The sequence below is a fragment of the Siphonobacter sp. SORGH_AS_0500 genome (assembly GCF_002838835.1).
Lineage (GTDB): Bacteria > Bacteroidota > Bacteroidia > Cytophagales > Spirosomataceae > Siphonobacter.
This window is the reverse complement of sequence record NZ_NHPP01000003.1, coordinates 311,040-331,601: the sequence shown is the minus strand read 5'-3', so window position 1 is coordinate 331,601 and position 20,562 is coordinate 311,040. Positions and strand designations below refer to the sequence as shown.

General features: G+C 44.5%; 13 protein-coding genes. 3 read left to right on the top strand and 10 right to left on the bottom strand.

Going from position 1 to position 20,562, the window contains the following annotated elements; translation table 11 throughout:
- Positions 1 to 191 precede the first annotated feature (191 nt).
- Together BWI96_RS05145 and BWI96_RS05140 are read right to left on the bottom strand one after the other, a co-directional pair.
- Positions 192 to 488 (bottom strand): hypothetical protein, encoded by a 297-nt coding sequence (locus BWI96_RS05145; protein WP_106635612.1) that lies wholly within the window; start codon positions 486 to 488, stop codon positions 192 to 194.
- 4 nt (positions 489 to 492) lie between these two features.
- Positions 493 to 816, bottom strand: coding sequence for a hypothetical protein (locus BWI96_RS05140; protein ID WP_106635611.1), 324 nt, complete (start codon positions 814 to 816; stop codon positions 493 to 495).
- Between the two features lie 885 nt (positions 817 to 1,701).
- Between BWI96_RS05140 and BWI96_RS05135 the strand changes: the two genes are divergently transcribed.
- Entirely contained in the window at positions 1,702 to 2,235 is a 534-nt protein-coding gene (locus BWI96_RS05135; protein WP_106635610.1) for a GNAT family N-acetyltransferase, read from the top strand.
- A 93-nt stretch (positions 2,236 to 2,328) separates the two neighbouring features.
- Here BWI96_RS05135 and BWI96_RS05130 read toward each other — a convergent pair whose 3' ends face one another.
- Positions 2,329 to 4,650 (bottom strand): S9 family peptidase, encoded by a 2,322-nt coding sequence (locus BWI96_RS05130; protein ID WP_106635609.1) that lies wholly within the window; start codon positions 4,648 to 4,650, stop codon positions 2,329 to 2,331.
- 148 nt (positions 4,651 to 4,798) lie between these two features.
- Here BWI96_RS05130 and BWI96_RS05125 point away from each other — a divergent pair, with 148 nt between their 5' ends.
- Positions 4,799 to 5,359 (top strand): 2'-5' RNA ligase family protein, encoded by a 561-nt coding sequence (locus BWI96_RS05125; RefSeq protein ID WP_106635608.1) that lies wholly within the window; start codon positions 4,799 to 4,801, stop codon positions 5,357 to 5,359.
- A 758-nt stretch (positions 5,360 to 6,117) separates the two neighbouring features.
- On the opposite strand, the gene BWI96_RS05120 is transcribed toward BWI96_RS05125, so the two are convergent.
- The 6 genes from BWI96_RS05120 to BWI96_RS05095 form a co-directional block, all read right to left on the bottom strand.
- Positions 6,118 to 7,809 carry a TlpA disulfide reductase family protein gene (locus BWI96_RS05120; protein WP_106635607.1) on the bottom strand — a complete coding sequence of 564 codons (1,692 nt, stop codon included), beginning with the start codon at positions 7,807 to 7,809 and terminating at the stop codon, positions 6,118 to 6,120.
- Between the two features lie 787 nt (positions 7,810 to 8,596).
- Positions 8,597 to 10,843, bottom strand: a complete 2,247-nt coding sequence (locus BWI96_RS05115) for a family 20 glycosylhydrolase (protein ID WP_106635606.1) — start codon at positions 10,841 to 10,843, stop codon at positions 8,597 to 8,599.
- 132 nt (positions 10,844 to 10,975) lie between these two features.
- Positions 10,976 to 11,638 carry an endonuclease III gene (gene nth, locus BWI96_RS05110; protein WP_106635605.1) on the bottom strand — a complete coding sequence of 221 codons (663 nt, stop codon included), beginning with the start codon at positions 11,636 to 11,638 and terminating at the stop codon, positions 10,976 to 10,978.
- Positions 11,639 to 11,766: 128 nt separating this feature from the next.
- Positions 11,767 to 12,999, bottom strand: coding sequence for a DUF2264 domain-containing protein (locus tag BWI96_RS05105; RefSeq protein WP_106635604.1), 1,233 nt, complete (start codon positions 12,997 to 12,999; stop codon positions 11,767 to 11,769).
- 190 nt (positions 13,000 to 13,189) lie between these two features.
- Positions 13,190 to 16,024 carry a glycosyl hydrolase gene (locus BWI96_RS05100; protein WP_106635603.1) on the bottom strand — a complete coding sequence of 945 codons (2,835 nt, stop codon included), beginning with the start codon at positions 16,022 to 16,024 and terminating at the stop codon, positions 13,190 to 13,192.
- A gap of 323 nt (positions 16,025 to 16,347) precedes the next feature.
- Positions 16,348 to 17,517, bottom strand: a complete 1,170-nt coding sequence (locus BWI96_RS05095; RefSeq protein ID WP_106635602.1) for a PepSY domain-containing protein — start codon at positions 17,515 to 17,517, stop codon at positions 16,348 to 16,350.
- A gap of 485 nt (positions 17,518 to 18,002) precedes the next feature.
- Between BWI96_RS05095 and BWI96_RS05090 the strand changes: the two genes are divergently transcribed.
- Positions 18,003 to 19,274 carry a DUF2851 family protein gene (locus BWI96_RS05090; protein WP_106635601.1) on the top strand — a complete coding sequence of 424 codons (1,272 nt, stop codon included), beginning with the start codon at positions 18,003 to 18,005 and terminating at the stop codon, positions 19,272 to 19,274.
- A gap of 208 nt (positions 19,275 to 19,482) precedes the next feature.
- Here the strand turns inward: BWI96_RS05090 and BWI96_RS05085 are convergent, their stop codons facing one another.
- Positions 19,483 to 20,373 (bottom strand): cupin-like domain-containing protein, encoded by an 891-nt coding sequence (locus BWI96_RS05085; protein WP_106635600.1) that lies wholly within the window; start codon positions 20,371 to 20,373, stop codon positions 19,483 to 19,485.
- Positions 20,374 to 20,562: the final 189 nt, after the last annotated feature.

Genomic DNA, 20,562 nt, shown 5'->3' with positions numbered 1-20,562 from the left:
ACCTTGTCCATATGGTCATTTGTTAAATTGATTGTTTGTTTCAGTTGTCAAATTTTTACTTAGATGGTCGCTTTGCGTTCGGGCGGGTTTCGAAGCACAAAGTTTCAATTTATTATTAAAGTTAATTAGAAGAACTCAGTCTCAATTTTGCACATCAGCCCGCCTGACGCAAAACCCATGTTAGGCGTTCGTTATTTTACTTTCGCAGCAATTTCATCGAATTTTTCATTCAATAAAAATCCATAAAATTCTGAAACTTCCTTCCAATCTTTTACCCGATGTTTGATTTTCTGTCCTCCGAAAATTAATGAAAGTGTTAAATCTTTATTCACTTCAATCACATTTTCGTCATCGGTTATAACAGAAACCCAAAATGCTCCGTGTTCGTCATCCATTAGTTGAATGTCAGCAATAGCTTTTGCTATATCTGTTTCATCAATATTATCTTTTTGATAACCGCTAGCATATTGTATATAGTTTTCTATCATTGCGTTAACTCATATGATTCCAAAACATGCTCAGGTCATTGTCCATATAGGATTTCAAAAGAATTCGAAAATCTTCGTTGATATCAAGATTGAGTAAGTCTTTTGATAGATCGGGTCTTATTGCCCATATCCAGCAATAAATTTCCTCTTTAAGTGGCGGTTCATTGTATGGAATAAACTCGATAATGTCTTCTGAAACTCCTATCGTATTTACAACTAAAGTGTCAACAGCTGAAAGTCTTTCGTCAAAATTGTCGAAATCAATTATGTCTGTATAATTAACAATCGTTGGATATGATTCTAATATTTTATTTAGTTCTGTCTCCATATAATGACGCCTAACGTTGAAGCATTGGCGATGTGGCAGTATTCTGTGTTCCGTCTGCCCGGTGCCGCTGCTGATTAAAGATACAAAAGCTCATTGTTTATTCTATTGTTCGGAGTTATTCGTCTGCCAAAACCGAAGCTAATTAGCAAACAAAAAGCTGAGAATATATTCATCGCCCTACCATATTGCCAATACAATGTTAGCGGTTTTTCTTCTTCTCAGGTGGTCTTGTCGCTATCAAAGCAGCCTCTGGTGTTGCATATGGAACAATCCAAAAATTGGTTCATGTGTGAATTTTGGAAATTTAGAATACGCCGTTTCTATTGTTTTACCTATGAGGTCATCAAACTTTTTGACGCCTTACAATTCAAAAGAGCAAATCCAATTTTGTACAAACACTTAAAACTTTCTTCTTCTGGATTCGACTTCTCTCTGCCATGAAGATAATCACTTACCAAATCGTAAATCTCGTTTAAGTAAAGATATGATTTAGCAGGAAAGTTATCATAGCTAACTGAACCTGCCATTTCAATACCTACGCTGTTCTGGATTTGCAATCCAGAACCAGTCTGTTACGGATCTGTGATCCGTATGTGGGGATTATAAATCTATAGCCTCGCACTTTCGGATTGCAAATCGAAGTGCGAGGTTTTGATTCTCTACTAACCATTTCTGGTAGGTAAATGCGTCCATCCTCCCAACTCAAGCCATTGCTAGTTACCCCGTAGAAACGCCTATGAATCGACGTCTCTACGGAGTAACTGCCTACCAGTAACTACAAAAAATACAACTCATATAAATTTATACAAGAATATACAATTAGCAAGAACTGGATTTTCTAATTCCCAGCCAACTTCCATATTCGTAGATCAAAAAAATAAAAATATGGAAATAAAAAAATGCTTACTGACCGATACTAATGAAATCTTGTCACTACATGAAGCAGCAAGAATTCTTCAGATGCAAAGAAAAATGGTAGTGTGGCCTTTATTTGATAAATCATTTATTGAAAATGGCATAAAGGAAGATCGGCAGTGGAAAATTGTAGTTGAAAATGTAATGGCTTGCAGTTGGGCTATTACTTTTGAAGATAAGGAAATTTGGGGTAATAAAGACCAGAATAATTCCATATACATTCACCGAATATGTAATAATCCTACCCTTCGAGGAAACAGATATATTGACAAAATTGTTGAATGGGCTAAAGAATATGCGTTACAATCAGGTAAACGATTCGTACGCCTTGATACCTTAGGAAACAATACAAAATTGATTGAGCATTATACTTCCGCAGGATTTAATTTTCTAGGAATATTTAAACTAACAGAAACCTCAACCCTTCCCAGTCATTACCATGACGAACCTAACTGTTGTCTGTTTGAGATTGATTTACAGGCAAACGTGAAGGGCAATAGTTAACCTAAGTAATTTTTATCAACCGATGGATTGGGTTAGTCTAGTAATAAAACAAAAAGTGGCTGGTGTCTCCACCAGCCACTTTTTAATAAATCATTACTTCACCTCATTCCTCGGATCAGCCACGCTTTTAATCAAATATTCTTTCGGAGGCTCGGCTCCCAGCAAATGCCGCACAAAGTAATCCCAGCGGCGACGCATCATGTAGTTGGAATACGCTCCAAACCCATGACGACTATTGGGGAAAATCACCAGATCATAATCTTTATTCGCTTTTTCCAGAGCTTCAACCACCAGCAGGGTGTTATATGGTGGTACGTTATCGTCTAGCATACCATGAGCCAGCATAAGCTTGCCCTTGAGGTTCTTCGCTTGCACCTGATTGGCCTGATTTTCGTAGTTTGACTTGCCATCCTTACCTTTGGTTTCCAGACCAATGTATCGCTCGCCCCAGTCGTCTTCGTAGTTGCGATTATCATGGTTCCCCGATTCTGAAATGCCTACCTTAAAGAAATCAGGATACATGAACATGGCACAGGCTGTTGCAAAGCCACCACCCGAATGCCCCCAAATCCCGACTTTGCTGGTATCCATATAAGCATAAGTTGACGCGAGTTGCTTGATAGCCGAAATCTGATCGGGTAAGGTATTTTCTGCCATGTTTCCATAACTCATGTCGTGGAAAGACTTCGAACGTTTGGGGTTACTGGTGCCTTCGAGTTCCACCACAATAAAGCCTAACTCAGCCAGGGCCTGGTTATCCCGACGGGAAGCCGCAAATCCCCAGTTACCCACGCTACCGCCCTGCGGACCGGGGTAGATGTAGTCAATCACCGGATATTTCTTATTCGGGTCCAGATGAGTCGGTGTGTAGAGCAAGCCGTAGACATCCGTTTTGCCATCATGAGCTTTCGCTGAAAACGGAATCGGAGCTTTCCAGCCCGCTGCTTTCAGTCGGGTTACATCGGTTTTTTCAAGTTGGGCTACCAACTTGCCACTGGTGTTTCGAACCGTCAGAACGGAAGGAACATCGGGTTGAGCGTAGAGGTCGCTGAAGTAATTACCCGACGGGGAAAGTGAGATCTGGTGATTACCCGGCTCAGGAGTTAAGGAAACCAGATTTTTTCCATCAAAACCTACCTTGTAGAAATGAGCAAAATACGGATTACCCGTTTCCTTGCCACCCGCCATAAAGTAAATCGTCCGGTTTTTCTCATCCACATCGGTCAGGCTTAATACGACCCAATCTCCTTTGGTAATCTGGTTTTTAAGCTGCCCGGTTGTGGCATCGTAGAGGTACAGATGGCCCCAGTTATCGCGTTCGGAATACCAAATGAGTTCTTTCGTTTTCGGCAGGTACTTCCAGCTAATGGCCGTTTGACCCGATTCGAATTGCGTGGCAGAGGTTTCACCGAAAACCTCCCGAACGGCACCCGTTACCGCGTCGGCAATTCGTACTTTTTCCTGCTTATGGTCACGAGACGTGGACACAAACGCCAGTTGAGAACAGTCTTCACTCCATTGCACATCGTTCAGCTCTCCTCCCCGACTAATGTCATCACCCAGGGTCGAACGATGTGGGTCTGGACTCACCTGCAATCGAATAACTTTCGGATTTTCTACCTCAATGATTACCCGGTGAATCATCGCAATGGCACTATCGCCGGGCAAAGGATATTTCCAGGCTTCGAGCGTGGGATGACCTACGTTCGTTGTAGCCAGATACATATCCCCCACGGTCCGCTCGTCCTGCTGGAAGGTAGCAATTTTTCTGGAGTCAGGTGACCACGTTACAATGGCCCGATCCGAATGTTTCCAGCCCGCATTGTCCGTTGCGTAGCCAAAATCCTTTACGCCATCTTTAGTAAGCTGGGTTAGTTGCCCAGTGCTGAGGTCCCGAAGCCAGAGGTTATAATCTTTGATAAAAGCGGCCTTTTTTCCATCAGGAGACAGCGTTTCATTGCGACGGTCAGCCCGGTTTTTCGGGGTCGAATCAGCCGTAATCTGATACGATTTCAGATCACATTTCCAGGACTTTCCATGGGCAGAAAACGTGATAAACTTTTCATCCGGTGAATACGTAAACTCCTGAAAGGGTAACATCCATGCCGTGTACTTTGTATTCGTAACACCAGAAAGACTTTCCGCCAGTTTCTGTTGATCGAAGGCGGGCGTTCGCGTTCCTTTCGCGGCATTGACCAGTATAAATTCGCTACCCTGAGCAATCAGGTTTCGGTACCAGAAACGATCTCCCGAAAGCCAGGTGGGACGTCCCGGCACATGATCGACGTACTGTTGCGTAGCCGTCAGAAAACGCTCGGCACGAGCGTAATCCTGCGTTGTCATTACGGGCCTCTGCTGGGCATATACACTACCGAAAAGCAGTGCTGGCACCAAAAAAGTACTCCATTGTTTCATACAGCGGGGAAAAGAATGTTTGGTTAATGAAGAAGCTAACGATGCAAAATACGCTTTAAGGAACAACTTGCCTATCTATAATAGATGAAATCGCCAGATTCATCGCAAGCTCATTTATATTGCCAGACGATCATCCCATTCGTAACTCATGAATTCAGAACCAGTCCGCTATTTACTAGCCGCCTTACCTCCTGAAGACCTAGCTCAACAGGTCTGGTTTTATAAACGTCACGTAGCAGAAACTTGTGGCAGCGTTCGCGGTATGCGGGTGTTGCCTCACATCACTTATATTCCGCCTTTTACACTGCCTGAACAAGATGTGACAATGGTGGAGCAAGGCCTTGCAGGACTCATTCAATCGTTTCAAGCCGAGTCTGTCAGACTGGAGGGATTTGGGTATTTTTCAGGAAAGAAAAGTCATGTCATTTACGTAGCTGTTGAAAAGACGGAACTCATGCAGCAGCAGTATACAGAGCTAATGGCTTATGCAGTCGAAAACTCACTCTTGTCAGAATCCCAGCTTCGCCCGTCTTTCACCCCTCATCTGACGATTGCTTACCGTGATTTAAGTGAAGAAAAATTCCAACTGACCTGGCCTTATTTCAAAGACCGTCCCTTTTCAGAAACCATGCTTTTGAATCATCTCTGGTTATTGAAGCACGAAGGAAAGAACTGGGAACCGATGACTCGGTTTGATTTTCGTGGGTGATGAATTTGTTACTAACGTCTCTTCAAACGTTGGGAAAATTCGACCTTCCATCCAGAATTTACCAATGTCAGGTACCGCTTAGAGTTAGGGCAATACCCGTAAAACTAAAACCGTCCCATTTCTAAAGAAGGTCTCTCTCTGCGTTCGAGATGACAGGAAGAGAAAATGAGTAAATAAAGGGTTTGGGTTATAATGGTACCCATCGCGATGTAAGACGTAACCCCTGCTCTGCTATTCCGAGTGAAGCGAAGGATCTCATGGGTGTTAGAAACGTGCTTAGGTTTAGGAAAACGTTCATGTGACTAAAAGGGAGGTTATGACTCCGCGTTCGAGCTGACGGCATTAGTTTTTACTTTATTATAATCCGAACAGCCTCAGTACCCCCTTACTCCTTCTACAATGACAATTCTCTAAACACCTACGCTGTTCTGGATTTGCAATCCAGAACCAGTCTGTAACGAATCTGTGATCCGTATGTGGGATTATAAATCTCCAACAGACTACTTTCAGATTACAAATCCGAAAGAGCGAACAAACGTAGAGATGCCGATTCATCGTATGTTATTTCACTATCAAACTACTTTTATTCAGGCAAATCCTATTCATCTGTCCAAAGTGAAGCAGTTTTGCCTAAGAGAGCGAGACGCGATAAATCGACGTCTCTACGGTAGATTTAGAAACGTGTTTTCTGCCCAAACAAAACGTGGCTGGTGAATACACCAGCCACGGAAATAATAAATACCTTTACTCTTCAAACATTAGCGGAGAATCTCTTCCAAGGCACTTCTATCTTTTATTAACGATATCCATTCAATAGCTCCGGGTTTGTAAGTCCCTTTTTGGTCAATAAAGGCATAACCGGGATACCCGGTAAACGAAAAGTATGCGGCAAGCTCGGCATCCAAGGCCTCATCAATAAAGAAGTGAATGCCCGGCAATTCTAATTCGAAAATTTTTCGCTTCCATTTTCCTTCATCTGAACTACTAGCTGTACAGGCATAGATAAATACCACGGGTAAGTCCTGAGCTTCCTGCTGAAGTTTTTTGCTATGAGGCATCTCTTCCAGGCAGGGTCCACACCAGGTGGCCCAACGATCCAATATGATGGCTTTCCCCGCAAAACTGCTTTTGAGTTTGGCCAGAAAGTCCGTAGCCCTCACCCCCGATACTTTGTAGAGGGTCGCTCCAAAGCTGGTTTTCTCTAAGACCTTACCCAATGCATCTGAGGTCGCAGAGGAACGATCTGAAGCAGCCAACGCCTGGTTTACCTGGTCTACCCTCGCTATCGTTTGAGCGTATTCTTTCTTAGCTATCGCTCGGCACCAGGGTGTAGACATACTTGGAACGATTTGCTGTAAAGCTATTTTCTGCTCCTCGATGTCCTTATCCTGATTAAATAATAATTTTATTATATCTGCCTTGACGGGGGTAAGAAGACTGTCGGCTAAGCGAATGTTTCGCTGCAGTTCCCGCTCGCTAAGCACTTTCAAAATTCTGGGTTTTACTTCTTTATACCACTCAAGCGTCCTGGGATGAGACCTAGCATAATTCTGGGTAGCTCGTAAGGAATCAATGGCCGCCTGTTCCACCTGGGTAAGATCAGGGAAATGAGCGACTTCTTTCCAGCCAACCATAATCTGTGGACCTGGGTAATGACGAATATAATCACACAGATATTGATAAAAGAATCTACTATTACCGGACAATATATACGTCTTATAGTCTCTAATCTTATTAAAAAGACTATCCTCCATCACATAATCTTTAGAACTTAAGCAAATCTGTGCATAGAAACCTAATTGGTGTTCATGTTCCAGTATCCAGCTATAAGGAGACGGATGCTCATGTATAAATTCCTGCTGGATGGTTTTTAGTGAATCAAATACAGGTTTGTAAACAGAAAGAATCTTCTTAGTATCAGGGTACTTTAATTCAGAGAGTTGACTTAAACGTTTTTCAAGAGGCATTTTTTGTTCTACCTTGAAAAATAAATCTTCAAGACAATAGCTATTCAGAGAGGCATCCGTTCCTGTATAAGTGATTCCTTCAGCAAAAGAGCGAAATGAGGACGTTGGTAGTTTTTTCTTACTCTTATCAAACGTGACATGAAGATCACTATTAGCATAGATGCCAGTAGTAAAAAGATCACCAATACCTATAAAAACCTGCTGATAAGGAAGCGGATTTTCTAATTCTAAAGTAAAGCGACCATCGGCATTGATACGAGCCGTTTTCATTTTCTGACCCGTAAGGTTACTAATTGCATATTGAATGGTAAGCTTTTGTAGCTCTTCTTTGCTAACGTGAATAAGCTGGCCCGTCACTTTAGGAATAGACCGTTTAGCAAACTGTTGGTTAAAAGCGGGATCTTCAAAAGCAATGGGTTTAGGGGATTGAGCTATTCCTGTAAAGAAAGGAAGAAGGAAAAGAATGGTAATTAAATTTTTCATAAGCACAATTATTAAGTAGATAAGTAGATGGATTTAAGCGAAGGTATTCTGAATTTTATCAAAACAATACATTATCTAATTAAAATTCATAAAACGCTTCTATATAACTATAAATCAATACTTTACTAATCAATTTTTATTTAAACTTAAAGCGTAAAACAAGCATATCAATAACTTTAATTTGCAACTATTTCAGTATTTTTATTAATTAAAAATTTAATATTAACCCAATCATACTTATTACCTAATAGAACACCTTTGTTATGATTACCTTCTAAAATAAATGTTATAATCCAGCTCCTACGCTGTTCTGGATTTGCAATCCAGAACCAGTCTATAACGGATCTGTAATCCGTATATGGAATTATAGATCCCCAACAAATCGCTTTCGGATTGCAAATCCGAAAGAGCGAACAAACGTAGAGATGCCGATTCATCGTGTGTTATTTCTCTATCAAACTGTTTTTATTCAGACGAATCCTATTCATCTGTCCAAAGTGAAGCAGTTTTACCTAAGAGAGTGAGACGCGATAAATCGGCGTCTCTACGGTAGATTTAGAAATATGTTTTCTACACTAAAAGTGACTAGTAAAGAAAACAGAGAGATGGTTGATATATATGTAGAGATGCTACACTGTTCTGTATCTATCTGTAATCTGTTTGGGATTATAAATCCTAAACAGATTACTTTCGGATTGCAAATCCGAAAGAGCAGAAAGACTTATTACAATAAAACCGGTAATGTTTGTTACGGTTTTATTGTAATAAGTCTTATATTCTACTACTCTTACTGCTGAATGAACCAACTAGCAGGAATGTCCTTCGGTTCTGAACCATTGAGGCTGTATTTCAGCTTGAGAGTAAAACCACCCCCACCTTCGATAAAGTCAGCTTCGAAAGGATGAGCCCCTTTACTTAAGGCTACCTGCCCACTTTTTTCGATAGGGAAATGGTTACCGTCGTTATCAACTACCATTCGATCAGCGATGCGGAGAATTCCGCCGTCGTCGCAGGTATAAAAGAAGCTATACACGCCCGTTTCAGGAACGTTAATCAAACCCCGGAACTGAATTCCGAAACTTGGAGCGGTTACCGTTTGGGGCACCTCCACATTCGGAACCGTAAACGTGCTGTCCGCTTTCTCACGCTGCATCAGCTTCGTTGATCTGAACGCTTTTTTATATAAACTTCCTTTTAAACCAGCCGTTTTGCCCGTTACCGGCACGGGCTTGGCATAAGCTTGTTGCTGATACTTCAACGTATAAATATCTCCGCGTAAACCCGTCGAAGTAAAAGCCGCCAGCTTAATGGTTTGGGGTTTCGTAATTGTCAACCCTTTACCCAGTTCAGGTGAATTTTTCTCCGGGAACGAACCATCCGTGGTATAGCGAATGGTATAACTTTCCAGCGGCTTTTTGATGGTCAACGTCGCCTTGTCTACGAAAACGTTCTCTTCCGTGAAACCCGTCAGGTCAGGCAGGCGGTAATGAATGTTGCTTTTCTCCATCATCGGGTAATGCTGCAACAGGCGTTTCTGAAATGAATCGTAGTTCTTCTTATTCGTCCAGACTACTTCCGAGAGGGCTGTCATGCGGGGCATGTAGAGGTATTCGGCCCGGCTTTCGGTGGGAACGTATTCCGTCCAGAGGTTGGCCTGAGCACCCAGGAAAAGTTTCTTCTGCTCGGGCGTAATGCCTTCGGGAATAACCTCCAGATGATACACATTCGATACAGACTGAATGCCTGGAGGGCTATCAAAGTAGAGCGTACTTACGGGCGTCATGATGATTTCATTCCAATTTTTAGCCGCTTCGTAAGGAGCTTTTTTCACCCAGGAACGCCAGTACATTAAAGTCGCCGAAGCATCAATGCCACCTTCCAGTATTTCATCCCAGCCAATGAGTTTTTTACCCTTGGACGTAAAGAATTTCTGCATGCGGTGAATGAAGTAACTTTGCAATTCCTCCACGTTTTTGATGCCCTCTTTCTTCATCAACTCTTTACAAGCCTCCGAGTTCGCCCAGGTTGTTTTTTCCACTTCATCCGCTCCGAGGTGCACGTATTTACTTGGGAATAAGTCAAATACTTCACTAAACACATTTTCAGCGAATTCATACGTCTGTTCATTACAGGGGCAGATGGGCGTTGAAAACGTTTTTCCCCAACTGGCATCCGTCGTACAACTCAGGTAGGGATATTGCTTGATGGCCGCCATCATGTGACCGGGCATATCGATCTCAGGAATGACCTCGATGGAGCGTTCCGCTGCATACGCTACAACCTCCTTAATTTGTTCCTGCGTATAATACCCTCCGTATACCTGCTTCCCGTCTTTCATTTTGAGGAAGCGGGGATCAATGATAAAATCTGGATTGTCTTTTGACTTGGCAATGCACGAAGAATCCTGATTATTGAGTGTCCGCCAGGCTCCTTCCTGAGTTAATAAAGGATATTTTTTGATCTCTATCCGCCAGCCCTGGTCATCGGTGAGGTGCCAGTGAAACTTGTTGAATTTATAGAAAGCCAGTTGGTCAATGTATTTTTTGATGAAATCTACGGTAAAGAAGTGCCGCGACACATCCAGGTGCATACCCCGCCAGGAATACGCGGGCTGATCCTTAATGACTAACGAGGGAATTCGTTTCGCCGCTCCAGCCGAAACAGGCAGTAACTGACGTAGGGTCTGAATACCCCGGGTTATACCTACTGGGGTTTTACCTAATAATTTAATGGTTGAAGCACTTACTTCCAGCGAGTAAGCTTCGTCGTTCCCTAATGAAGCATCAAAACCTAAAATAATCCGATTAGCCGAACCAGCCGCGTTCCCGCTAATGCCTAACAGCGACTTCAGTTGACTAACCTGTGAGGTTAAGGGAGCATCTGCCGGAAAAATCAGGCTGGTTGAAGCCTTCACTTCAAAAAAACCGGCTCCGGGCTTGAGCGACGCTGGGTATGGAATAAGCGGATAAGAATTCGTTTGAGCATGCGTCAACCCGCTAAAAAGCAGGCAGGCAAGCACCAGCAGTTTTTTCATTACATTCGTTTAATGGTAAAACAAAACCCTGGAAGGGGCTTATGATGGAGGAAGACCCAAAGATCGGGATCATACTCCATCATCCTTTAAAGAATGCAAAGAAAGGGTTTCTACGGCCCGAAACGAGCATTATTACCTGTGTTTTGTTACCCCTACCTGCTCACAGAATTCCAGCACCGGGCATTTGGAACATCGGGGTAAGGTTCCCGTACAAATATGTTTTCCGAACGGCATCAGCAAGCGGTTAATATCAATCCATTGACTCTGAGGAACTTTATTTTCAAGTACGTTCAGCGTTTTTTCGGGCGTGGTGGTTTTTACAAATCCCCAGCGATTCACCACGCGATGTACGTGGACATCCACACTAATAGCGGGGACTCCCGTGGCTACGCCCAGAGCCAGATTGGCACATTTGGGACCGACGCCTTTCAAGGCAGTTAACTGGTCATAATTCGCAGGTAACTTACCGCCGTATTGTGTAATAGCAATTTGGGCAATGGCCCGCATCGTCTCCGCCTTTTGTCCGGGGTACTGACTACCCACCAGCATTTCGGCCAGTTCTTCAAAGGGTATGGCTACTAACTGCTCCGGCGTTCGGGCTCGATTAAAGAGTTTTAACGAAAGCGGAATCGTCGTTTCATCGAGTGTACGGATGGAAATCAAACAGGAAATGAGCTGCTCAAACAGGGTATTATAGCCCCGCTCGGCCAGTTCAAACATGGCAGCTTTGGGATAAGGGGCAATGGCTTTTTCAATGCGGGGTAGCATTTCATTTAGATCAAAGGCACGTTTCATAGGGTTGCTCGTTTCAGATCTCCATAGAAAAACCTTTGCCAGTCCTGATTTGGAGAGGCGGCTTTTGTTACGATTCAAATGATTCGCATTTCCCAGCTAGATGCGATGCAGTCGCATCTCTACCTATATCAGGCATGAATGGCGTGATCCGTGGGCAGGTTTTCGCCTTTTTCCCAAATGCGGCGACTCGTCCAGTCAGTCGCTGGATTAGCCCAGAAAGGATCGGTGGCGGGTAATCCTAAAGGCAATAAGGCCGTTGCCGTCAGGTATAAACTTCCGGTAGAAATATATCCTTCACCCAAATCGGGCTGATGACCATTCAGGCCAATATACAACCAGCCTTTGCTGTCGTAATTTTTAGGGTTGTCGAGGGTTTTATGCAGAACAGCGGTTAACGCAGTGCGAACCTGAGCGGGTATTATTTCAGGAGGTAACTGCTTTAGAAAAGCCGTATTAGCCAGGTGATGGAAAGCCCCGGCCCGGTAACAAATGGAACGTCCAATGACGGGAAAAGTCCCATCCGTGGCAATCAATCGCTCTTGAACAGCGGCGTAACGTGGGGCGATTTTATCCATCCGTTTTTTCAGGAAATCGTAACTGTTACCGGGTAAGGTTCGCAGGATATCCACTATGAAAGGCTGGATTACGTAGCTGTTGTAATAATCCCAGTGAAAGTCCGGCCCGTCTCCAAAAATACCGTCGCCTTTGTACCACTGCTCGTGCTGACGCAGAGCATAATCCAGTCGCATTTTGTCGTACTCTTCTCCAATAAAAGCAAAAAATGCCTCGATCATAGCACTGAATAACAACCAGTTACTAAAATAAGGTTGAATCGGCCGGGTTTGTCTGAAGGCGGTCAGTACCTGTGTTTTTACTTCCGTAGGCAAGCTTTGATAGAGCTTCGGACAACGGATTAAACCCTGAGCCAGAAAGGCAGCATCCACCAGCGGCTGACCGCCCTTGGTATAATTCAGGTAATCTTTCGCCTTTGGATTGACGGCATTTGCCAGCCCTTTCTGGGCCAAAGAAAAATACTTTTGCCGTAAGGCTTTTTCTTCGGCTGAATCCAGCTCTAACCAGGGACCTATGCCCGCTAACAAACGCCCGACGGCTTCCAGATAGGAGTAATTTTTGCGGTCTGCTTCCTGACCTGGTTTCGATTCCACCGGCATTCGAACTTTCAGCTGATCTTCCGCCAGGGCCGTTAAGACGGGTTCCGCCAGTTTTTGCAAAATACTAAGCCAGTACGCCCGATCAGAAGTGGGAGCTGCTGTGGCAGGACTGGCTAAGGTTTCCAACGGATTCAAGGTGCTGACTAATCCCACCCCGCCCAACTGGCGAAGAAAAAATCGACGAAGCATAGGTTACTAGTTTAGAGTTCCGGGCTTGGCCGGAAGTATTATTGATAAGACCACGGGTTTCTTTATTAACCCTAAACTATTTTCGGGTTAACTGCCGGAACCGTGATCGTCTTTCGTTAAGCCTAACGGGCTTGAATATAAATAGCCCCGGATGTCAATCCGGGATAATGGATTTGCAAAACACCCTCCTTTACTCTCCCTTCAGAATTTGCACCGGACCGAGTAACCCGCTCTCCAGCAACTCCCACTCGGGGCGAATCAGGATATTGGTTTGAGTGAATCGCTGGCTTTGCGGTTTGCCACGGTCCCCCACCAGTCGGTTACGCCAGGAGTTTGTGACATCGATTTCCAGCATGTTATTCTTGGCTCGGAGATACCCCTTCACCGAAATTCGATACGGAGGGCACCAAAGTACGCCGAGATCCTTGCCATTCAATCGCACATGAGCCACCCCTACGTCCTGCACATCACCCAAATCCAGGTAAGGGTTAGCGGGCGTTGGGCTATCAAACGTAATCTGATACGTCGCCTTTCCTGAGTAATACTTAATACCCTCTTCGGGCCGTTTCGTCCAGCTCGTCAGGGTTTTGAATGCTGCTTTTTCCGGACTACCCCACTTCTGATTAAAGCTTACGTTCCAGGTTCCTTCAATTGTTTTTACGGGCTGGTAACTAATGAAATTTGAAACAGCATTACCCTGTTTGGTTTCAGGAATGGGCGTACGGAATAACACAATCCAGGAGCCATTCGGCGTAAATTCCAGCGGAATGATGGTTCTCCCTTTCTCCTGACGAAAATTCATAATCGGACGAATTTCGCCCGTTACGGCATTCCAGAGTTCAGGCTGTTTGCCAGTCATACGAAATTCTACTTCGGATTTCTGAGCTTCTTTCTGTTGACTTGAAACGAAATACCAATCCGCCTTACCCCATTGGTAATGTATGTAATCCAGCTTTTTATCAGCAGAAAAATCGGGCTGAATGCCATCCTCCTGCAAGACTTCCCGAGCCGTTTTTCCCCAGATTGTCCGACCTTTCCCGAAGGTATGCTGACCCGAAGAAGTCGATGCCGCCCCCCATAACTCGTCCGCCAGTTTTTTCACTTCGGTTTCACTGGCGGGGTAATTTTCCAGACTCACGGTATGGGTCGTTTTGGGCCCCAGAACGGTCGCTCCATTTTTCACTAACTCGTGAATCTTACGAAGGGCTTTCAATGATAGTACTCCATGATCGGGAATTACCAGTAAGCGGTAATGCTGACCGTGCTCAAAGGTAACCTGGCCGTCTTTCACGGATAATGCCAATAACCGATCTTCATTGGTCAGATCGTAATCATAACCGGGTAATACTTTCGCCGGATCGTCTTCTTTCAGGCGGCCAATATTAGGCACGTGATCGCCATAGTAATACAACACATCGCCCACAAAACGGCTATTTTGAGCCATATACTGAATCCGACTCAGGTACTTTACAAAAGCCCCGGATTCATTCCACCACGTTACGTTCGGATTAAAGTGCGTTCCAGCAAAATATTCCTGACCCGGCAATCCCATTTCGCGGGGCGAGCAGGTAAAAGTATGCAGGAAAATCAGGTTCAGTCCCGAGCAGAACTCATGGTCAGCACTGGGTTTCATCGAGGCCCAGATCACATCATTCCAATGCGGACCGATGGTTGTGAACGACTCCGCTCCAACGAACGGTACATTATAAATGTGAGCGGCACTGGCGGCCTGTTTCACAAAAAAGCGACGTTCAGGCGTGGGTCGGTGCGGCGATGGAGCCCAGAATTCACTCATCATCAGCGAGCTATGTCCGTAGTTTTTCAACCCATCAAACGGACCCGCGTGTGGTCCGGCTGACTCGGGCTGAATGCCCATTCCAAAGGCCCTCGCCCGTTTGGCAAATAACCCGTAATGATGTTCGGAGATACAGTCACTGACCGTTTTACGAAAATCCGCCAGGAAGCGGGTCGTTACCTCCCGATTCTCTATAATTTTTCCCGCCAGAATCGGCAAGTAAGGCGTGATCTCATACCCCCGAAACTTTTTGAATTCTGCAGCGAAATCCTCCGTCCAGTTAATACCACCCAATTCCCAGCTATCGGTCTGTAGATACTTAACCGTCTTGCCTGCCGCCGGGCCAATTTCTTTCAGTAAGGGTTCTACGTGCGTATCCCAGTAACGATTGAAATGTTTTTCACTCATGTGATCCAGCACGCGGCCCTTCCACTGGCCGCTCGACGTAGAAACCTCGGCTTCTGAAGGCGTGTACCCCAACCGAATTATGGTCCACTCACCCGCTGGAGCATCCCATTCCAGCACGCCGTTTTTTACCTTATCCGTCAGGGTAATGACATTTTTCAACGTAGCGTCCTCTTCACCGAGCACCGCAGGTTCGTCGGTTAATAAGGGCCGGGTATCCGGAATATTCGACCAACCCACCTCTTCGGAAGCATTTTTAAACTTAAAATCTTTAATGGGTTTGCGGTTATGATTCGCTTTAGCGGGGTAAGCCATTACCGAAATTTCGCGGTAATAGCCATCCTTGATTTTCGGCATGGGTAACTCCTGACGAATCTTGCCGGGCCCTTTTACTTTCGTTTCGGACCAGGTTAGGTGTTTGGTAGCTTCTTCGGGGGTAATATCGGGGCCACCCAGATTCCAGCCACTTTGAATACTCAAACTTAGGGTTAGTCCCAACCGACTAGCCTCTTTTACGGCATGACGGTATAACTCTCGCCAGGCGGGTGTTCCGAACATCGGGCCTTCAGGTACATCGGCATTATCCCGCTGATTTTGCCCACCGGCATCAAACAAACAGGCTCCACTGAAGCCCTTGGCTTTCATTTCTTCCAGATCACGGGTGATGGCTTCTTTGGTTACGTTGCCATTCAGCCACCACCACCAGCAACGAATGCCGTATGATTGAGAAGGATTTTTAAACTGTTCGTCAGAAGGCCCGGAATCGGGTTTGAAACTTAATGCGGTGAGGAGAAGAAAAAGAGAGAGGTACAGACGGTTAATCATTTCGAAGTAAAGGAATAGCTACAGAAGAGACGAAAGATAACAGGTGCGGCCCGTATCCGCTAACGCCTTTTCTCTAAAACTGTCCTGCTTCATCCTTGTCTAAACCCATTCATTGAACCAGACCTTTCAGTTGAAAAAAGGTCTGGCAATCCTTTCACCGATTCAACAACATTGAGATTCAGACTTTAGTAACCTCTTGAATAAAGATTGTATTGGTGATGTCTATTCCTCCTCTTAAGGCTTACCCGCTCAATGCTTATTAAATAGTATGAAAAAAGGGTAACAGTTTTTGACTGCTACCCTATCCAATTAATTCCTATTCGTTACGTCGTCACAGGTGTTTTCTTTGCCATGACTCGTGTGGCTTTACTCTGAGGTTTCTTTTTGTTACGTCTGCCCCACCAGAGAAGCGTTCCGGTAATGGGTAAGCTGGCACAGATCAAACTGGCAAAAAAGGCCAGAATCTTACCGGGTAACCCCCAGATGGCTCCTACGTGAATATCGTAATTCATCCGGCGGAGTAACTGAGCGACATTGGCATCGGCGTACTTACCGCTGTACGGACCAGTAGCCGCGATTTCTTTGCCTGAATGCTGATCAAAATAGTGATAATCCACTTTATAGTAAGTTCCAGCCCGGTAATTTACGTAAGAGAAAATCGAGCTTACCTTATCTTCTGGAAAGGAAATATTAAGTCCCTGATGATTGGGATGCTTCAGGCTATAATCCCGCCAAATCTGGTCGACGCGACCCATTAATGGCGTAGTGGCCAGTGCCGTGGTATCAGAAGGAGGAATGAGATACGCGTCGGACCCTTTCCCACCCGTGGCGGTGTACAGTCCCTGCGAAAACCACTGAAAACCCCAGACTAATCCCGTAATGGCAAAGACCATCCCCAGAGCCATAACGTAGAAACCCAGCACATTATGCAGATCGTAGTTTTTACGTCGCCAGGCAGCATTCCATTTAATGGTGAAGCGTTGTTTGGCTGCACTTTTGTTTTTAGGCCACCATAATATCAATCCGGTAATGGTTAATACCAGAAAGATCAGGGTTGCGGAAGCTACAATGGGCTGGCCGATTTTCTCGGGCAACCATAGGTAATAATGGCCGTGTAAAATGAAGTGGAAGAAATCGTCGTCTTCATTCCATACGTGCAGAACTTTACCCGTATACGGATTGATGTAAACGACGTAATAATATTCAGGATCGAAGTTATAAAAACCGACTTCAGCACTGCGATTGGGCAATCCATACAATACGCCATCGGCGGCTTTTCCAGGTAGAGCTTTCTCGGCGATGGTTCGTAAAGCAAAAGGAGCTAAGGGAACGGCCTGAGCAGGCTTCTCAACGAATCGATAGGGTTGTGTTACATTCTTAATTTCCTGTTCAAAGGCTAGTATGCAACCCGTAATAGCCACTACAAAAACCACTAAACCGGAGGCTAACCCCAGATAAAGGTGTATCCAGCCTATCCATTTTTTAAAGCTCATTGCGTTCGGTCTGATTTTACAAATCAGGACAAATTTATCAATTCTGATCTATTTATAATTGGTCTAAGAAAGATTTATAATAATAAGGACTGGATAACTGGATACGAGAGGGTCGATTTGTCAGCCATTCAGCCGAAGCAACAAGTAATCGAAAGAGATTCCCGCATTCGCTTGGCTCTAGCCGAGTGACTAACTAGCTCTAGGCCTCTAGCTGGTAGAATGCAAACTCATAATTAGTTACAAAACAGCTTTCCCAAGCAAAAACAAGCTTGCAGCCATCGGCCAGAGGCCTACCAGACTACATCATAGCTCGGCTAGAGCCGAGCGACTGCGGGGAAGTAATCTAATGAGACATACTAGTAGAGAGTACACCATAACCATACATTAACCACCGATCCAGGTTTATCAATTGGTAGTTAATACTTATTTTTCGGTACGATTACTTCTTAGGGTATCACGTAATTTTCGGTTCAAACGCACCTAAGATGACCGAAGATTTCATTCATTACCTCTGGCAATTTCAGAAATTTGATCGTACTGATTTACAGACCTGTGCGGGTGAAAAGCTGCAAATTCTATCAGTGGGGCAAGCTCATACCCACGCTGGACCCGATTTTCAGAATGCTCAATTGATTATCAATAGCATCAAATGGGCTGGTACCGTGGAAATTCACAGGCGATCTTCCGACTGGATCAGACATACCCACCAAACCGACGAAGCGTACGAAAACGTCATTCTTCATGTCGTCTGGATTCATGATCAGGCTATTTTCAGGAAGGATGGATCGGAAATTCCAACGCTTGCTCTTCAAAATCGTACGGATGAAACCTGGCTACAGCGTTATCGCTCGCTCATGGATGGAAAGGAAACCCTGGCTTGTGGAGCTCAGTTTGCTTCCTCCAACGAGCTCTCCCGACGAATGATGCTGGATCGCACGCTGATTGAGCGGTTATCCGTTAAATCACAGAAGGTGCAACAAATTTTGGAATCAACTCAAAATGATTGGGAAGAAACGAGTTGGCAAATGCTGGGAAGGTCGATGGGAGCTTCGCTCAACGCAGATCCGATGGAATGGTTAACTCGATTGGTGCCCCTGAAAATTCTCCGCAAACACCGCAATCAGCCCTTTCAAATGGAAGCTTTGGTGTTTGGAGCCTCTGGATTGATTCCTGAAAATCCCACCGATACCTACGTGATTCAATTGCAAAAAGAAGCCCATTTTTTGATGAAGAAATATCAGATTGAACCGCTTCCTAAATCAGTGTGGAAATTTTTAAGATTACGACCCGCCAGTTTTCCTACCGTTCGTATGGCTCAGCTCGTTCAGTTAGCCATTGAGCCCCTACCTCTATTTTCCTTTATTCTTAGCTGCAATGAAACTCTTAGCATCGAAAAGCAATGGCAAGTCCGCCCTTCGGCCTACTGGCAGTCGCATTACACCTTCGAAAAACCTACGAAACAGGGCATTACTCAGCTCGGGAAAGACACTATTCAGCGGATGGTTATTAACGCCGTTGTTCCCTTACTAACCGCGTTCAGCCACTACAAAGACGACCCTACCTTTCTGGATCGAGCCATTGAATTACTGGAAAAACTACCTTCAGAAACGAATACGTGGATAGATACCTGGAAAAAATACGGTTTGAAATGCCAGAATGCTGCCGATTCACAGGCCGCTCTGGAATGGGTGCAATCGTACTGTAACCAACGCAAATGTTTGAATTGCAGCGTGGGAATAGGTGTCTTAAAAGGATAATCCATTTTCTAATCCTGTAGAGACGCGATTGATCGCGTCTGGGTGGAGGCGGTTTTATTACGTTTCACTGACTAAAGGGCAGTTTTGTTACCTTCTAACTCATTCCCATTCCCCGGCCAGATGCGATGAAGTCGCGGCTCTGCATAAAAAACGGCCCTAACTGGAAAATCCAAGTAGAGCCGTTTTTTTAACATCCAATCACTAAAACTTATACCGTTTCGAGAATGCGACCTTTGCCGCCATTTTCTACAACTACTTGATTAGCAAATTCTTCTGCTTTACGGGATTTATAATTCCACCAGCGTTTACCGAAGTTTTTCTTCATTAAATCATCGAACGTCCGCATGGCCGTGATGTTGAAGATCCCTTCTGCACGCGTTGAAATGGAGGGATCGAAGGCACGAACGGCCAGAGCATATCCCCCTTCCAGGTAATTCATGTAATGCCACACGCCGGAAGGAATGTATAACATATCCCCATGTTCCATGATGCAATCGTATCCTTCCAGATAACGCATGGCCGGGTGTTTCTCGTAATCAGGGTTTTCGGGATCCACGTAACTCAAGATACCGTAGGGCATCCGGTAGAGGTGTTTCGAATATTTCTGATCAAACAGGATTACCCGTTTTTTACCGTGAAACTGCGTCAGGAATACATTCGACAAGTCCATATCGTAGTGCAAATACACGATTGAACCGGCACCACCGAAGAACATCATTGGATACTTCTTGAGGAAGCCTTTCATGAGATGTTCAGGGAAGGTAAAGTCATTACACAGATCAGGGATGTGATCAAAAATATTGAACAAGAACATCCGCAAATCTACTGGTCCTGAAGCAATTAAGTCCAGATATTCTCCAAACTTCATCACCTTGTCAGGCTGATTCAGCTTCGAACTCGGCGTAGGTTTGGAGTTATCGTACAAAGGTACTTCGATATTTCCCGCCAGGGTCTTGAAGTAATCCAGACGCCACTTTTCAAAAGCAGGCCACTTTTCGGTGATACCCCGCAGAATAACCGGGCGATGGGTTTTTAAATATTTTTCGCGAAACTCTTCACCAGAGATGTCCGTAACAATGTCGACAGGCTGCAGCTTCATATTGGTATTACTAAATTGAATTTATCGGATAGAAATGGCAAAAGTAACGCATTTTCATTGCATAATTCCAATACGTTTTTTGAAAAGATTGTTCCCTTTTCAAAGTAATTATTTTTAAAAGACGCTGTTCTTTCGAAAACGTCAACTCTAACTTTTCAATTCTGCCCGTTGATTCAATTCAATCTATAC

Coding starts and splice junctions, on each gene's coding strand:
- BWI96_RS05145 (WP_106635612.1), bottom strand. CDS start 488: ATGATAGAAAACTATATACAATATGCTAGCGGTTATCAAAAAGATAAT.
- BWI96_RS05140 (WP_106635611.1), bottom strand. CDS start 816: ATGGAGACAGAACTAAATAAAATATTAGAATCATATCCAACGATTGTT.
- BWI96_RS05135 (WP_106635610.1), top strand. CDS start 1,702: ATGGAAATAAAAAAATGCTTACTGACCGATACTAATGAAATCTTGTCA.
- BWI96_RS05130 (WP_106635609.1), bottom strand. CDS start 4,650: ATGAAACAATGGAGTACTTTTTTGGTGCCAGCACTGCTTTTCGGTAGT.
- BWI96_RS05125 (WP_106635608.1), top strand. CDS start 4,799: ATGAATTCAGAACCAGTCCGCTATTTACTAGCCGCCTTACCTCCTGAA.
- BWI96_RS05120 (WP_106635607.1), bottom strand. CDS start 7,809: ATGAAAAATTTAATTACCATTCTTTTCCTTCTTCCTTTCTTTACAGGA.
- BWI96_RS05115 (WP_106635606.1), bottom strand. CDS start 10,843: ATGAAAAAACTGCTGGTGCTTGCCTGCCTGCTTTTTAGCGGGTTGACG.
- nth (WP_106635605.1), bottom strand. CDS start 11,638: ATGAAACGTGCCTTTGATCTAAATGAAATGCTACCCCGCATTGAAAAA.
- BWI96_RS05105 (WP_106635604.1), bottom strand. CDS start 12,999: ATGCTTCGTCGATTTTTTCTTCGCCAGTTGGGCGGGGTGGGATTAGTC.
- BWI96_RS05100 (WP_106635603.1), bottom strand. CDS start 16,024: ATGATTAACCGTCTGTACCTCTCTCTTTTTCTTCTCCTCACCGCATTA.
- BWI96_RS05095 (WP_106635602.1), bottom strand. CDS start 17,517: ATGAGCTTTAAAAAATGGATAGGCTGGATACACCTTTATCTGGGGTTA.
- BWI96_RS05090 (WP_106635601.1), top strand. CDS start 18,003: ATGACCGAAGATTTCATTCATTACCTCTGGCAATTTCAGAAATTTGAT.
- BWI96_RS05085 (WP_106635600.1), bottom strand. CDS start 20,373: ATGAAGCTGCAGCCTGTCGACATTGTTACGGACATCTCTGGTGAAGAG.